The 14,723-nt window shown below is 70.7% G+C and carries 13 protein-coding genes; 7 read left to right on the forward strand and 6 right to left on the reverse strand.

What is annotated here, in order from left to right:
- Positions 1 to 68 precede the first annotated feature (68 nt).
- Positions 69 to 437: a VOC family protein gene (locus VNW53_RS02895; protein WP_325553523.1), complete on the forward strand. Its 369-nt coding sequence runs from the start codon at positions 69 to 71 to the stop codon at positions 435 to 437.
- 113 nt (positions 438 to 550) lie between these two features.
- On the opposite strand, the gene VNW53_RS02900 is transcribed toward VNW53_RS02895, so the two are convergent.
- A complete protein-coding gene (locus VNW53_RS02900; protein ID WP_325553524.1) occupies positions 551 to 1,879 on the reverse strand; it encodes a sorbosone dehydrogenase family protein in 1,329 nt (442 codons plus the stop codon).
- 121 nt (positions 1,880 to 2,000) lie between these two features.
- Between VNW53_RS02900 and VNW53_RS02905 the strand changes: the two genes are divergently transcribed.
- Entirely contained in the window at positions 2,001 to 3,179 is a 1,179-nt protein-coding gene (locus VNW53_RS02905; RefSeq protein WP_325553526.1) for an acyl-CoA dehydrogenase family protein, read from the forward strand.
- Positions 3,180 to 3,183: 4 nt separating this feature from the next.
- Complete coding sequence (locus tag VNW53_RS02910) at positions 3,184 to 4,278, forward strand: acyl-CoA dehydrogenase family protein (protein ID WP_325553527.1); 1,095 nt, start codon at positions 3,184 to 3,186, stop codon at positions 4,276 to 4,278.
- A 116-nt stretch (positions 4,279 to 4,394) separates the two neighbouring features.
- On the opposite strand, the gene VNW53_RS02915 is transcribed toward VNW53_RS02910, so the two are convergent.
- From VNW53_RS02915 to VNW53_RS02930, 4 genes are all read right to left on the reverse strand, one after another.
- Positions 4,395 to 5,897, reverse strand: a complete 1,503-nt coding sequence (locus VNW53_RS02915) for an amidase (protein WP_325553528.1) — start codon at positions 5,895 to 5,897, stop codon at positions 4,395 to 4,397.
- 98 nt (positions 5,898 to 5,995) lie between these two features.
- A complete protein-coding gene (locus VNW53_RS02920; protein ID WP_325553530.1) occupies positions 5,996 to 6,184 on the reverse strand; it encodes a DUF3008 family protein in 189 nt (62 codons plus the stop codon).
- A gap of 56 nt (positions 6,185 to 6,240) precedes the next feature.
- Positions 6,241 to 6,708, reverse strand: coding sequence for a hypothetical protein (locus VNW53_RS02925; RefSeq protein WP_325553531.1), 468 nt, complete (start codon positions 6,706 to 6,708; stop codon positions 6,241 to 6,243).
- 84 nt (positions 6,709 to 6,792) lie between these two features.
- Positions 6,793 to 8,877 (reverse strand): HAD-IIIC family phosphatase, encoded by a 2,085-nt coding sequence (locus VNW53_RS02930; protein WP_325553532.1) that lies wholly within the window; start codon positions 8,875 to 8,877, stop codon positions 6,793 to 6,795.
- Positions 8,878 to 9,041: 164 nt separating this feature from the next.
- On the opposite strand from VNW53_RS02930, the gene greA reads away from it, so the two are divergent.
- From greA to VNW53_RS02945, 3 genes are all read left to right on the forward strand, one after another.
- Positions 9,042 to 9,521: a transcription elongation factor GreA gene (gene greA, locus VNW53_RS02935; RefSeq protein ID WP_325553534.1), complete on the forward strand. Its 480-nt coding sequence runs from the start codon at positions 9,042 to 9,044 to the stop codon at positions 9,519 to 9,521.
- Positions 9,522 to 9,605: 84 nt separating this feature from the next.
- Entirely contained in the window at positions 9,606 to 10,667 is a 1,062-nt protein-coding gene (locus VNW53_RS02940; RefSeq protein ID WP_325553535.1) for a hypothetical protein, read from the forward strand.
- Positions 10,668 to 10,726: 59 nt separating this feature from the next.
- A complete protein-coding gene (locus VNW53_RS02945; RefSeq protein ID WP_325553536.1) occupies positions 10,727 to 11,314 on the forward strand; it encodes a TMEM175 family protein in 588 nt (195 codons plus the stop codon).
- Here VNW53_RS02945 and VNW53_RS02950 read toward each other — a convergent pair.
- On the reverse strand, positions 11,311 to 12,216 hold the full coding sequence (locus VNW53_RS02950) for a hypothetical protein (RefSeq protein WP_325553538.1): 906 nt from the start codon (positions 12,214 to 12,216) through the stop codon (positions 11,311 to 11,313). The two genes, VNW53_RS02945 and VNW53_RS02950, sit on opposite strands and share 4 nt — an antisense overlap.
- Positions 12,217 to 12,325: 109 nt before the next feature.
- Here VNW53_RS02950 and VNW53_RS02955 point away from each other — a divergent pair, with 109 nt between their 5' ends.
- On the forward strand, positions 12,326 to 14,608 hold the full coding sequence (locus VNW53_RS02955; RefSeq protein WP_325553539.1) for an OPT family oligopeptide transporter: 2,283 nt from the start codon (positions 12,326 to 12,328) through the stop codon (positions 14,606 to 14,608).
- Positions 14,609 to 14,723: the final 115 nt, after the last annotated feature.

Raw genomic sequence — 14,723 nt, forward strand, 5'->3', positions numbered from 1 at the left:
GCCTTGCAGAGGTTGGGCTATCGGCGTTTTGATTGGGATTGTCTGCCACCCTGAGCAGGGGAAACGCCATGATCGGCTACGCCACAATCGGAACCAACGACCTCGACCGCGCCCGCAGCTTCTACGATCCGGTGATCGGCGCCTTGGGCGGCAAGCGGACCATGGCCTTCGACCGCATGCAGTTCTACGGCGGCGTCGGCCAGACCCTGCTGGCGGTCTGCACCCCCTACGACGGCGGGGAGGCCACGCCCGGCAACGGCTCCATGTTCGGCATCCCGGCGCCCAGCCGCGAGATCGCCGACGCCGCGCACGCCGCCGCGATCGCCGCCGGCGGGACGTGCGAAGGCGCGCCCGGCCAGCGGATGGAGGGCTTCTACGGCGCCTATTTCCGCGATCCGGACGGCAACAAGCTCTGCGTCTTCTACACGGGGAAATAGTCGCGCCCGATTGGGGTCGGCCGCGCCGAGATCGAGGCCGGTCCTTCCAGCGATGGGCTCGTCGCGTGGCGTCGCCGGCGGTCCCGCTTCCCGCCCAGCGGCAGGGAAGGGGACTACTTCGCGGGCGTCGGGGTCACCCGCCAGACGATGCCGCCCACGTCGTCGGCGACCAGCAGGGCGCCGGTCTTGTCGACTACCACGCCCACCGGGCGGCCCTGGATCTGCTGATGCCTGTCCAGGAAGCCGGTGAGGAAGGCCTGCGGCGCATTCTGCGGCCGGCCGTTGGCGAAGGGGATGAACACCACCTGGTAGCCGTTCAGGGGCTTGCGGTTCCACGACCCGTGCTGGCCGATGAACGCCCCGCCGCGGTACGACATCGGGAAGGCCGCGCCGGTGTAGAACACTAGGCCCAGCGAGGCGGTGTGGGGACCCAGGCCGAAATCGGGCGCGATGGCCTTGGCGACCATCTCCGGGTTCGCCGGCTTGGCGCGGACGTCGACGTTGTGGCCCCAGTAGCTCCAGGGCCAGCCGTAGAAGCCGCCGTCCTTGACGCTGGTCAGGAAGTCCGGCGGCAGGTCGTTGCCGATCTCGTCGCGCTCGTTGGAGACGGTCCACATGACCCCCGTGGTCGGCTCGAAGTCGATGCCGTTCGGGTTGCGGATGCCGCTGGCGAAGATCCGCGCGCGGGCGGTGGCGATGTCGTATTCCCAGATCGCCGCGCGGCCGGTCTCGTTCTCCAGGCCGTTGTCGCCGACGTTCGAGTTGGAGCCGACCGTGGCGTAGAGCTTGGTCCCGTCGCGGCTGGCCACCACGTTCTTGGTCCAGTGGTGGTTGATCGGCGGCCCGGGCAGGTCGAACACCTTCTGTCCCGTTCCCGTCTCCGAGGTCTGGCCGTCGGCGTAGGGAAAGCTCACCACGCCGTTGTCGTTGGCGACATAGAGGGTGTGGCCCACAAGGGTCATGCCGAAGGGTCGCGTCAGCCCCTGGGCGAACATCATCCGGCTTTCGGCGACGCCGTCGCCGTCCGCGTCGCGCAACAGGAAGATCTTGTTCGGGCTGGGCTTGGCGGAGCCGACCTTCTTCATCAGCATTTTCTGGAAGAAGCCCTTGACGCCCTGGTTCGACTTGTCGGCGGGCGAGGGTTCCGACGCCGACTCCGCCACCAGGACGTCGCCGTTCGGCAGGACGTAGAGCCAGCGCGGATGGTCCAGGCCCTCGGCGTAGCGGGTGACGGTGAAGCCCTTCGGCGCGACCGGGGCGGCGCCTTGCGCCCAGCCCACCACCTTCGGCGTGCCGACCGTGGGGATCAGCGCGCTCTGCGGCTTGGGCAACGGCGGGTTGGGCCCATAGCCGGTCCAGGGGTCGGAGGATCCCGCCGGCATGCAGGCGCTGAGCGACAGGACGGCGAAGGCCGCGGCGGCGAAGAGGGCGGATTGGCGCATGTCTTGAGTCTCCCGAACGCCCTTATAACCCAAGCTTCGCCGCCTCTGTTGCATGCTGACGCTGCGTCGCCGTTGCGCGAGGGCCGTAAAGGGGGTTCAGCTTAGGTCCAGGAGCGACGACATGGACCTGAACGAAACGCCCGAGATGGCGGCGTTCCGCGGCGAGGTGAGGGCCTTCCTGGCCGCCCACAGCGACGACTACGCCGCCGGCGCGCCCAAGGACCCGAAGGCCTGGCAGCAACTGTTGATCGCCAACGGCTACGCGGCCCGAACCATTCCGCGCGAATACGGCGGCTATGGCGTGGAGCCCGACATCCTGAAGTCGCGGATCATCGCCGAGGAGTTCATCGCCGCGGCCGCCCCGCGCGGCATCGCCAACCAGGGCGTCTCCATGCTGGTCCCGACCCTGCTGGAGGTGGGTTCCGAGGCGCAGAAGAAGCGCTGGATCGAGCCGACGCTGAGAGGCGAGATCGTCTGGTGCCAGGGCTATTCGGAGCCGGGCGCGGGATCGGATCTCGCGAACCTTCAGACAAAGGCCGTAGAGGACGGAAAAGACTTCATAATCTCCGGATCCAAGATCTGGACGAGCACGGCCCACATGGCGCAGATGATGTTCGCCCTGGTCCGCACGGAGCCCAAGGCCGCCAAGCACGAGGGCATCTCCTACGTCCTGATCCCGATGGATGCGCCCGGCGTCGAGGTCCGGCCGCTGAAGACCATGACGGGAGGGTCGGAGTTCAACGAGGTGTTCTTCACCGACGTCCGCGTGCCGCAGGACCAGGTGGTGGGCGGCCGCGGGCGCGGATGGTTCGTGGCCAACACGACGCTCAAGCACGAGCGCGGCATGCTGGGCGATCCGAACGCCACGGAAGCCCGCCTGGGCGCCCTGATCGAGCTGATGAAATCCGAGACGGTCGACGGCCAGCGGATCATCGACAACCCGGTCTTCCGCGACCGGCTGATGCAGCTCCAGGGCCGGGTGCTGGCCATGAAGTTCAACGGGCTGCGGCTGCTGACCGCCCAGCTCACCCAGGAGCCGGCGGGCCTGGCCGGGCTGATCGTCAAGCTGCAGGGCTGCGAGCTGAACCACCAGCTGGCGGCGCTGGCCATCGACGCCCTGGGCGAACTCGGCATCCTCTATACGGACGGGCCGCACCTGCGCGCCAAGGGCCGCTGGCAATGGAACTACATGTTCGACCTGGGCCTGATCATCGGCGGCGGGACGGCGCAGATCCAGAAGAACATCATCTCCGAGCGCGGCCTGGGCCTGCCGCGCGAACCCAAGCCGGCGGCGGCCTGAGGCGATGGATTTCGCCCTCACCCAGGACCAGCGGCTGATGCAGGAAGGCTTGGCCAGGACGCTTGAGCAGGCCAGCGGCCTGGAGCGCGTGCGCAAGTTCGCCGGCGACCTGAAGGACCGGGGCGGCGATATCTGGCAGGCGCTCGTCGAGTTCGGCCTGGCGGGGATCGTGGTCCCGGAAGAGCACGGCGGCCTCGGCCTGGCGATGCTCGACGCGGCCTTGGCGTCGGAAGCCCTGGGCGCGGCCATCGCGCCGGTGCCGTTCATGGGCGTCGTGCTCGGGCCCATCGCGCTGTTGCGCGGCGGTTCGGCGGAACAGCAGGCGCTCTGGCTGCCGAAGATGGCGTCCGGAGAGGTGATGGCGGCCGCGGCGATCTCGGAGCCGATCGCCGGCGCGCGGGACGGCGCGGGCGTCACGGTGGCGGGCGGCAAGCTCAGCGGCAAGGCGCTGTTCGTGCCGGGCGGCATGGCGGCGGGCCTGCTGATCGTCGCGGACACCGCCGGCGGCCTGCATCTGGTGAAGGGCGACGCCGCCGGGCTGACGCGCAGCCTGATGCCCGGCATCGATGAGACGCGCCGGCTCGCGGAACTCGGCTTCGACGACGTGGAGGCCGAAGCCTTGGCTGGCGGCCCCGAGCTGCTTGCCGCTCTGCGCGATGCGGGCTGGGTGCTGGTGGCCGCCGATAGCCTGGGCGCGGCCCAGGTCATGCTGGACAAGGCGGTGGCCTACGCCAAGGAGCGGCGGCAGTTCGACCGGGTGATCGGCTCGTTCCAGGCGGTGAAGCACATGTGCGCCGAGATGGCGGCCGAGCTGGAGCCCTGCCGCTCGCTGGTCTGGTACGCGGCCTACGCCTTCGACGCGGCGCCCCCAGGAGTCTCTGGCGAGACCTCGCTGATGGCCGCCCACGCCAAGGCGCTGACCTCGGAGGTCGGGCGCTTCGTGGCCCGCACCGCCACCGAGGTGCATGGCGGCATGGGCATCACCGACCTGCTCGGCCTGCACTTCTGGTTCAAGCGCCTGGGGCTCAACCGCCAACTGCTCGGCGGCCCGGAGCGCGTCCGCGAGATCGCCGCGCGGATCCAGGGACTGGCGGCCTGAGCGCGAAGTTGCTCCCCTTCGGGGGAGCTGTCAGCGAAGCTGACTGAGGGGCCCTCAGCGGCGTCTGAGCGGACCTCCTCCGGCGCTTCGCGCCACTTCCCCGGAGGGGAGGAACTCTAAACGCGCACCGGCGGGATGCGCTGGGCCCAGGGGCTGGCGGCTTCCAGCTCGTAGGCCAGCTCGAACAGCATGCGCTCATTGCCGGCGCGGGCGGCGAACATGGTCCCGATCGGCAGGCCGGCCTCGGTCCAGTAGAGCGGCACGCTCATGGCCGGCGCCCCGGCCAGGTTGTGGATCGGGGTGTAGCCCACGTACTCGGTGAGGCGTCCGATCAGGCTGTCGAACGGAACCAGCGGCCCCACCTCGCCGAGCCGGGGTGGGCCGGACGACAGCACCGGCGACAGGACCACGTCGAACTGGTGCGCCGGGAACCAGGTGTCGTAGGCAAGCGCATTGGCGCCCAGGCGCTGCAGCGCCGCGCCGAACGCCTGGGGGCCGGCCCTGCGCGCCATCTCGACGAGGCCGAGGCTGAAGGCCTCGAGGTCGCGGGCGTCCGGGGCGCGGCCCAGGACCGGGGCCAGCCGGTTGGCGAAGCCCAGGGCGCCGTTGGCCCAGAGCAGCAGGAAGTCCTGGATGAACTGGCCGCCGTCGTAGGGCAGGTGGGTGTAGTCGATCCGGTGGCCCAGGCCGGCGACCAGCTTCGTCGCGTGGTCGGTGGCCGCCACCACCTCCGGCGTCGGGCTGTGGCCCAGGCCGTTCTCCAGCAGGACCCCGACGCGCAGGCGACGCTTCGCGGGGCCGCTCACCAGCCCGACCGGCGGGAAGCTGGCCCGAAGCGCGGTGTCCTCGGTGAGCGCGAACAGGGCGGCCGAGTCGCGCACGGTGCGCGAGACGACGTGTTCGACGCCAACGTCGGTGATCCCGGCCTTGCCCTCGAAGTCGACGATCCGCCCGCGCGACGGCTTCAGGCCGAAGAGCCCGCAGTGCGAGGCCGGGATGCGGATCGAGCCGCCGCCGTCGGTCGCGTGGGCGACCGGCACGATGCCCGCGGCGACTGCCACCGACGACCCGCCCGAGGAGCCGCCCGAGGAACGCGTCAGGTCCCACGGATTGCGGGTCACGCCTGTGGCCACCGGCTCGGTGGTCGGCAGAAAGCCGAACTCCGGCGTCGCCGACTTGCCCAGGGTGACGAAGCCGGCACGGTCGAAGGCGTCGCAATTCGGCGCCTGGTTGGTGGCGATCGGGGCGTAGCGGCCCGATTGCGAGCCGCTGCGGGTCGGCAGGCCGCGGTAGTCGACCAGGTCCTTGACCAGGAACGGCACGCCGCCAAACGGCCCGGCCGGCGTCCCGGCGCGGGCCTTGGCGAGTGCGCGGTCGAAGTCCGAGTTGACGATGACGTTGAGCGTGCCCTGCAACGCCTCGGCGCGGGCGATGGCTGCCTCGACGACCTCGGCGGCGGACACCTCGCCGCGGCGGACGCGGGCGGCGGTCTCGGTGGCGTCGGGCCAGGGCGAGACGGGCGCCGGGGCGACCGGCGGCGGCTTGGGCGCTGCGACCGCGCGCGTGGCGGCCAGGGCCAGGGGGACGGCGGCCAGCGCGCGGCGGGTGATGCGAGTCATCCCCCGAGCTTGAGCGCCACGACGTGGGCGCGCAATGCCCGGCGGTCGCCTAGGCCGGCCGATGGTCCCCCTTCCTAGTCATGGGAAGGGAGATTGATCTACCGGCCCTTGGCCACGTGCTCGGGTTTTCCCTTGCGCTTGGTGTGGGCCATCTTCTCCAGCTCGGCCTCGCTCATCGACATCATCGACCTGGACGCGCCCTGAAGCTTGGATTTGGGCGTGTCGCCGCGCTTGGCGGAGAGCGCGGCGCCGGCGGCCTTCTGCTGGGCGGCGGACTTGGCGGGCATGGGGACCTCCCTTGGGTGTGGTCCCCGTTCAACTCGGAGCCCTGGCGGCGGTTTCCCTATTTGCCAGGACGCGGGCGGAAATCCTGGTCGGGATAGGCGTTCGCCGCGGGTGACTTGATCACCACCTCGGGGTGGGCGTTGCTCTGGTGGCAGGCGTTGCAGCCCTTGGTGACCTTGCCGTAGGCCATCGCGAAGGCTGCGGCGTTGCGCGCCTTGATCGCCGCGTCGAGGGCGTCCAGCGGCGCCTTCATGTTCTGCTGGGCGGCGCCGGCGATGTCGTTGTCGCGGTAGACCGGGATGGTCTTGGCGACGCGGTCGAAGGCATGCCGCAGCTCGCTCGATTCATAGGCCGCGTAGGTCCAGTTGTGGGCCTGGCCGGCCAGGCCGAGTTTGGTGTGGCGCGGCTGCACCGCCATGGTCATCAGGTCGCCCATGCTGGGGTGATAGTCGGGCTGGGGCGGGGCCGCCGCGGCCGCGCCGGCGGCGATGGCGAAGAGCAGGATCAGGGCGAGCGTCTGTTTCATGGCGCCCTCGATACCGGCCGTGGATTGCGGCGCGATTGCAGGCTTGACCGTTGCCAGGGGCTGGGCCACGGGCCGGCGGAACCCTCAGGCCGTCAGGCTGCGGCGCCAGACGTTCTCGCCGACCGGCTCGAAGCCGTTGTCGCGGTAGAGGTTTCGCACCGGCGTGTTGCGCGAGGTCTCGACGATCCGCGCGGTCAGCGCCGCGCGATCCGGGCTGAGGGCTTGCACGACGTGCTGCAGGAACCGGTGCTCCACGCCGAGGCCGAGCACCCGGCAGCTCAGGGCGAAGGCGGTGATCTCGTCGCCTTCGATCACCGCGGCGCCGACCAGCCCGTGGTCGCCGAAGCGGTCGGAGACCTGGATGGCGAACACCTCGGCGTCGGCCCGGCGGATGAGGGCGTCCAGGTTGGCCTGGGAGAACTTCGCGCCGGTGGCGTTGAACTGGGTGGTGCGCTGGAACAACTCCTCGATGCGGTCCAGGCGTGCGCCGGGCTCCAGCCGGACGATCTCGGTCCGCACGTCGAGCGAGGCGACGAACGCCTGCTCGTCGGCGGCGTCGGCCCGGGTGCGCTGGCGGCTGAGCTGGGCCTGGGTGAGCGCGGTGCGCTGGGCCGACTCCTCGCTGACCCGCGGGGCCTGGAGGCGGGGATCGTTGAGCAGGCGGCGGCGCAGGCTGAAGAGTTCGTCGCCCCAGACCTCGACCTCGGGCAGCCGCTGGCGGACGTTTTCGCGCTCCACCGGATTGTCGTCGATGAACAGGAAGGCTTCCGCCGCGAAGCCGAGCTCGTCGGCGATCGAGCGGATGTTGTCGACCTTGTTGTCCCAGTTGACCCGCCAGGTGACGAAATCGTCGGGGGTCAGCAGCCGCTCGCGCGGATAATGGTCCTCGTACTTCCAGAGTTCGCGGACGGTGGCTTCGTCGTTCTTGCTGACGCAGGCCAGCAGGATCCCGCGCTGCTTGAGGCTGAGCAGGGCTTCGTGCAGGCCGAAGAACAGCCCGATGTAGGAGAACGGCCCGCTGACCTCCGGCGACCAGGCGAAGGGGGCGCCCGTCTCGGCCAGGACGCCCGGCCACAGCACCCCGTCCAGATCGACGATGACGCACTTCTTCCGGTCCAGGCCGGTGACGACCTGCAGGGCGTCCACATGGGCCTTGGCCATCGCCGCCTCGCGGCCGTAGGGGTCGCCGCCGACGGCCTGGGCCAAGGGCGCGACGTCGGGGAAGATCCCGTGGACGGCGGCCATCTCGTCGGGCGTCCGCTGCAGCATCCAGCCCGGCGATCCGAAGTGGGTGTAGCCGACCTGGCCGTCGTCCAGCAGGCGCTCGGCGCCGATCCCGCCCAGGGTCGCGGCGACGTCGACGACGTGCACGTCCGGGTAATTCTCGGCGAGGTCCGACAGCAGGATGTTGGCCAGGCGGAAGCGGTTGCGATGGCTGTAGCCGCCGCGGTCCGCCATGCCCAAGGGCTGGACCGTAGGCTCGGGCAGGTTATCCAGCAGGATCGGCGCGGCGGTGTGGGCGCGCAGGCCCTCGATGATCCCGCGGGCCTCGGCGATGTAGGGCGCGCAGGGCGGTGCGGAGTCGTCGGGCCGCAGGGGATCGGTGATCGCATGGCGCGCGGCGAGCGCGCCGATGATGATCGCGTCGTGCTTGCGCTCGGCCGCGAGGCGATGGTCGTCGGGGAAGGTCGCGGCGACCCGCAGGTCGAGGCCGCGTCCGGCGGCCTCGCGGCGCAGGAAGTCGGCCTCCATCTGGATGTCGCAGTCGCCGAACAGCAGCACGTCCAGCCGCCGGGCGCCCGGCTGCAGGTCCGCCGCGCTCAGCGCCGCGCCCGCCGACCAATAGGCCTCGCCGCCCTCCTTCGCCCCGCGCCGCAGCCGGTCGAGCGCCTCGACCGGATCGCGCCCGTAATAGGCGCCCAGCTCGCCGGTGAGCTCCGCCAGCTCCTCCTGCGGCGTCTTGTCGGTCAGGATCTGGCGCTCGATCAACGCCGTGAAGGACCCGACGTCGGCCTCGGGGCCCAGGTCGCGCGGCTCGCGGAAGAACGCGATCATCTCGGCCAGCTCGCGGTCGACGACCAGCCGCATCTGGCTCGCGGCATGGATCACCAGCACCCGCCCGTCGGCCACCGGCAGCAGGTGTGCGAATTGCGAAAGGCGCAGGATCATCGGGGGCGGTTCCGGGCGGGCGGGGCGGCGGTCCGAAGATCGGCGCCGTTGGTTACCGATCGCCTAGCGAGTCTGAAGTAATCCGCACCCCGCGCCAACGGCGTCCGGTAGCCTTCGGCGCCCCGGCCCTTTCGCTTCACGCCTGCGAGCCCTAAGTCTGGGGCATGGCCGTCGCCTTCACCCGCGAGGAAGACTACGAGGCCCAGGCGGCGAACCTGCCGGACCGGCCGGTCTCGACGCATCCGAACCTGGTGACCGCCAGCGGCCTGGCCGCCATCGACGCCGATCTGGCGAGCGCACGGGCGGCCTATGCGGCGGCCCAGGCCGAGGGCGGCATCAGCGCCGACCGCACCGCCATGGCCCGGGCCACCCGCGACCTGCGCTACTGGTCGGCGCGCCGCGCCAGCGCCCAACTGACCGAGCCGGAGCCGCAGGCGGGCAGGGTGCAGTTCGGGGGAACGGTGGAGATCGAGCGCGAGGACGGCCGGCGCCAGGCCTTCCGCATCGTCGGCGAGGACGAGGCCGACCCGGCCAAGGGCAGCGTCTCCTACGTCTCGCCCCTGGCGCGGGCCCTGCTGGGCAAGGCGCCCGGCGATACCGTCGCCGTCAACGGCGCCGAGGTCGAGGTGGTGGCCGTCCGCTGAACGGGCGGCTCGCCAGCCCTCTTTGCGATTGATAGTCTGACCTGCCTAGACGCCGGCATGGGCGCGGGGCCGGGAGGGAAGACTATGAATCGCACGATCGGATCGACACTGCTTGCGGGGCTCGCCGGCCTCGCCGCGCTCTGCGCCGCCGGCTCCGCCAGCGCCAAGGATATGCTGGGCGTGGCCTGCAAGAGCCCGCCGCCGGCGCACTGCTCGGGCGACGCCTGCCAGGCGCTGCTGGCCGACCCCGGCAACGCCACCGACCCCAAGACCGGCCGCAAGTTCTGGCTCGACTACCCCTGCGACCTGAAGCCCGGGGACAAGGTCGTCTTCATCCTCAACATCCACGGGGCCGGCTCGATCGGCGAGTGGCAGCGCCACTACTTCCCGGCCATGGACTACAAGGACAAGTACAAGCTGGTGGTGGCGACGCCGACCGCGGCGACCTCGCCGGCGCGCGTTCCGGGCCAACCCGGCGTGCGGGTCTGGGTGGCGGACGCCGACGACGCCCACCTGCAGAACATCACCAACCTGGTCTTCGACGCCTTCGGCAGGCAGAACATCAAGGCCTTCTGGCTGGCCGGCCACAGCCAGGGCGGGATGACCTCGCATCGCATCGTCTGCTCCGACTTCTTCAAGGACAAGGTCGACGGCCTCCTGAGCCTCTCCGGCGGCCGCGTCGGACGCGCCGAGATCAACCCGCGCTTCGGCCCGCCGAAGCCGGACGGCTCGCCGCCCGATCCGCGTCCGCCGGGCGGCGGCCTGCTGGGCGGGGCGAACCTGCCCGCCTGCCAGTTCAGCCACATCTTCGAGACCGGCGAGCATGAGATCGTCAGCCTGCCGGCCACCTCGCCCCTGGCCGACCAGTGGGCCTGCGCCGCCCGCGTCGAGGAAAAGGACGTGGTGGACGACCAGCCGGGCTATGTCTGGGACTACGCCCGCCAGGGCTATCCGGTCTGGGGGATGAAGGCGCGGCCGGGCACGGCCCACGTCTGGGTCTATCCCAAGTGCCAGGGCGGCCGCGTGGTCGCCGACGTCGAGCGCCTCGACAAGGGCCATACCGAGGGCCTGGAGCCGCACGTCACCGAGGCGATCATCAAGCTGATGGTGGCCGCGCCCGGCGGCAAGGTCGCCAAGGGCGGGTAGGCGCGTCCGGGTCCGTGCGCGGCTTGGCGAGCGGACCCGAAGCGTCGCAAGGTGGCGCCATGTTTCCGCGTCACCGCCTCGACAGCCTGACCGACGGGGTCTTCGCCGTGGCCATGACCCTGCTGGTGCTGGAGGTCCGGTTGCCGGAAGGGGCGGACCCGCAAACCGCCCAGGCGCTGATCGACCAGCTCTATGGCCTCTCGCCCAAGTTCTGGCCCTATGTGCTGAGCTTCGCGGTCCTGGGCGTGCGGTGGCGCGAGCTGATCAAGGGGCGGTCGAGCCACGGGGAGGTCAGCCGCCGCGTGGTGAACTGGGGCCTGGCCTATCTGCTGCTGGTCACCCTGGTGCCGTTCTCCACCATGGTCCTGGGCCGCTACGCCTCGCTGCCGCCGAGCATCTGGCTCTATACGGCCAACCTCACAGGCATGGCGATCTGCGCCTGGCGGCTTTCCGCCTCCCTGCCGCGGGCCGAGCGGGCGCAACTCGGCGACGGGTCGGTGAGCCTGGCGGTGTTCCTCGTGTCGGCCGCCCTGGTGGTGGGCCTGAGCTTCCTGCACACCGCCTGGGCCTGCCTGGCTTTCGCGCTCAACGGCGTCACCCCGGCCGCCGAACGGCTGTTCCGCAGCCGCGCGGCAAAGCCCGCCTAGGCCTGAACGGAGACCGAAGGGGCGGCGGCCGCGGGGGGCGCGACGGCCTGGCCCGCGGCGGAATAGCCGGCCGTCGCGTCGTTCGCGCCCAGCGCCTTTTCCGCATCGCGGATCGCCTGTTCAGCGGCGCTCATCTTGTTCTGGTCGTCCTGCAGCTCGGCGGGACTGGCATGCTGCAGCTTCGCCTTGGCGATGGCGGCCTTGAGGATCGCCTTGGCCTGGGCCGCCAGTCGCTTGGCCTCTTCGATGACCGGGTCGGGGCCCGAGGGGCGCGCTCCGGCGGATGCGGGCGTGTCGGCTGTCTTCGCGGGCGAGGCGGGATCGGCCTTGGCCGGGTCGGGGGATGTCGCGCCCGACGCTGAAGGGGAGGCCGCTGTCGGACGCGACGCCGCCAACGGCGCGACAGCCGGCGCATCGCCGGCAGAGGCCGTCGCGGGAGCCGCGGCGTTCTGTCCGCCGTCCACCGCCGCAGCGGCGCTGGCCGTCGCCTGGTTCGACGCGGCGGAGGCGTCGGCGGCGGCCGAGGTGGCCGCGGGCTGCGCGTCGGAGCCGCCGCCCATGACGTCGGCATAGTCCTTGGCCGCCTGCCCGATCTCCTTGGCGATCTGGGCCGCTTCCTTGGCGACCTCCTTGGGATCGCCGCCGAACATCATCAGCGTCTTCAGGCGCTGTTTCAGGGCGTCGAGCTTCTGCTTGGCCATGTCCGCCGACGCGGCGTTGGAGGCGGAGCGAAGGCCCTTCAGGATCGTGAGCGCGCTCTCGGCCTGCTGCAGCTTGTCGGCCTGCCGCGCCTGGTAAGCCTTCGACGTGTCGGTGCTCGCCGTGGCGCCGGCGTTCGACGCAGCCGCCGTCGTCAGGACCTGCGCCCCGGCGGCAAGGGATGGCTTGGCCGAGGCGATCACGCGGCCATCCTGCAGGGCACAGGTTAAGGGGGTGTGGTGGCCCGGCGAAGACGGTCTAGCGGCGTTCTTCGGGCCATGGTCTAGTCTGCGCTCGCCGCGGAGAGCCTGAGTGACCGACACCACCCTGAAGCCCGCTTCGCTGAAGCCGGCCAAGCCCGCCTTCCGGCCGTTCATTCCGGCCAGCGCCAACCTTCCCGAGCTGACCGTCCTGCACGTGGTCACCGGCGCCATCCTGGGGGTGATCTTCGGGGCCTCGTCGCTCTACCTGGTCCTGAAGGTGGGCCTGACGGTCTCGGCCTCGATTCCGGTGGCGGTGATCTCGATCACGCTGTTCCGCCTGCTGCAGCGGCTGGGCATCGCCAAGGCCTCGATCCTGCAGAACAACATCGTGCAGACCGCCGGGTCGGCGGGCGAGTCCATCGCCTTCGGCCTCGGCGTCACCATGCCGGCGATCATGATCCTGGGCTTCGACATGGAGATCGCCCACGTGATGCTGGTGGCGGTGCTGGGCGGCCTCCTGGGCATCCTGATGATGATCCCGCTGCGCCGCGCCCTGATCGTCGAGCAGCATGGGATCCTGAAATATCCCGAAGGCACCGCCTGCGCCGAGGTGCTGAAGGCCGGCGCCACCCGCGAAGAGCACGAGATGGGCATGGAGGCCAGCCAGGCGCAGACCGAGGCGGAGGTCTCCGCCGGCGCGCGGACCATCGTCGCGGGCTTCGGCCTGGGCCTGGTCTACAAGCTGGCCGAGGGCGTCTTCAAACTCTGGAAGGATACGCCTGAGCACATCTTCGGCGCGCCGCTCGCCAAGGCCTCGATCGCCGCGGAGATTTCGCCGGAGCTGCTGGGCGTGGGCTACATCATCGGCCCGCGGATCGCCGCCACCATGGCGGCCGGCGGGGTGCTGGCCTACATGGTGCTGATCCCGGCGATCCAGTTCTTCGGCGCGGCCGCGACGGGGATCATTCCGCCGGGCAAGACCCTGATCAGCGCCATGTCGCCGGGCGACATCCGCAGCGCCTACATCCTCTACATCGGCGCGGGCGCGGTGACCGCGGGCGGGCTGATCAGCCTGGCGCGGGCCATGCCCACCATCTGGCGCAGCCTGAAGGCGGGCCTGAGCGACTTCGGCATTCGCCCCGACCCGGCGGCGGGCGCGGTCGCCGTCCCCCGCACCGACCAGGACCTGTCGCTGAAGTGGGTGGCGCTGGGCATCGTGGTGCTGATCGCGGCCATCCTGATGGCGCACTCGCTGCGGATGAACATCGCCGGCGCCCTCCTGATCGTGCTGTTCGGCTTCCTGTTCGTGACGGTGTCCTCGCGGCTCACCGGCGAGCTCGGCTCCTCGTCCAACCCGATCAGCGGCATGACGGTGGCGACGCTGCTGCTTACCTGCCTGATCTTCCTCCTGCTGGGCTGGACGGGCCCGACCTACTACGTCACCGCGCTTTCGGTGGGCGGCATCGTCTGCATCGCGGCCTCCAACGGCGGGTCGACGTCGCAGGACCTGAAGACCGGCTTCCTGGTGGGCTCCACGCCGCGCGCGCAGCAGATCGCGATCATGATCGGCGCGCTCGCCTCGGCCATCGCGCTGGGGCCCATCCTGCTGTCGCTCAACCAGGCGGCCACCGTCTATGTGCCGCAGCCGGCCGGCCCGGCCGTCGTGCCGCCCGCGGCCGTCGCCAGCCTGCCGGCCGAGGCCCTGATCGGTCCGCAGCACGTCCAGGACGGCCAGACCTACCATGTCTGGCAGAAGGCCGATCCGTCCGGCGGGGCGGCCACGCGCTACTTGGTGCGGGCCGACGGCACGGCGGCCTATCTGGTCGACCCCGGCATCAACGGCCACGTGAAGGTGCGCCCCGACGGCACCACGGTGACCAAGTTCGACGCGCCGAAGGCCACCCTGATGAGCTACATCATCAAGGGTATCCTGAACCGCCAATTGCCCTGGGCGCTGGTGCTGCTGGGGGTGATGATCGCCGTGGTGCTGGAGATGTGCGCCATCCCGTCGCTGGCCTTCGCGGTCGGCGTCTACCTGCCGGTCTCCTCGTCCTTGCCGATCTTCGTGGGCGGGGCCGTGCGCTGGCTGGTGGACCGCCGCAGCCGTGGCCTGGCGCACGCCGAGACCCTGTCCGAGGCCGAGCTCCTGGCCCAGTCCGACCGCAGCCCCGGCGTGCTGATGGCCTCCGGCTACATCGCCGGCGGGGCCATCGCCGGCATCGGCATCGCCTTCTCGGCCGGGGTGCTCGGGAACTTCGACCGCGACATCACCAAGCTGATGGAGGGGATCAATCCGGTGTTCAACGGCCCCTGGTCGGACCTGCTCTCCTGCCTCCCGTTCCTGGGCCTGCTGGCGCTGCTGTTCCGGGCCGGGGCGGTGAAGAAGGTTTAGGGGCCAGAATCAATTGGGTCCTAAAGAAATCAATAGCTTGCCTCAATTCACATCCGCTCATCCCCGCGAAAGCGGGGACCCAGGTTTTTTCCGTATTGTGGGCGGCCGGAGGGAT

Source organism: Phenylobacterium sp. (assembly GCF_035569475.1).
Lineage (GTDB): Bacteria > Pseudomonadota > Alphaproteobacteria > Caulobacterales > Caulobacteraceae > Phenylobacterium.

Coding starts and splice junctions, on each gene's coding strand:
- VNW53_RS02910 (WP_325553527.1), top strand. CDS start 3,184: ATGGATTTCGCCCTCACCCAGGACCAGCGGCTGATGCAGGAAGGCTTG.
- VNW53_RS02925 (WP_325553531.1), bottom strand. CDS start 6,708: ATGAAACAGACGCTCGCCCTGATCCTGCTCTTCGCCATCGCCGCCGGC.
- VNW53_RS02895 (WP_325553523.1), top strand. CDS start 69: ATGATCGGCTACGCCACAATCGGAACCAACGACCTCGACCGCGCCCGC.
- VNW53_RS02905 (WP_325553526.1), top strand. CDS start 2,001: ATGGACCTGAACGAAACGCCCGAGATGGCGGCGTTCCGCGGCGAGGTG.
- VNW53_RS02930 (WP_325553532.1), bottom strand. CDS start 8,877: ATGATCCTGCGCCTTTCGCAATTCGCACACCTGCTGCCGGTGGCCGAC.
- greA (WP_325553534.1), top strand. CDS start 9,042: ATGGCCGTCGCCTTCACCCGCGAGGAAGACTACGAGGCCCAGGCGGCG.
- VNW53_RS02945 (WP_325553536.1), top strand. CDS start 10,727: ATGTTTCCGCGTCACCGCCTCGACAGCCTGACCGACGGGGTCTTCGCC.
- VNW53_RS02900 (WP_325553524.1), bottom strand. CDS start 1,879: ATGCGCCAATCCGCCCTCTTCGCCGCCGCGGCCTTCGCCGTCCTGTCG.
- VNW53_RS02915 (WP_325553528.1), bottom strand. CDS start 5,897: ATGACTCGCATCACCCGCCGCGCGCTGGCCGCCGTCCCCCTGGCCCTG.
- VNW53_RS02920 (WP_325553530.1), bottom strand. CDS start 6,184: ATGCCCGCCAAGTCCGCCGCCCAGCAGAAGGCCGCCGGCGCCGCGCTC.
- VNW53_RS02940 (WP_325553535.1), top strand. CDS start 9,606: ATGAATCGCACGATCGGATCGACACTGCTTGCGGGGCTCGCCGGCCTC.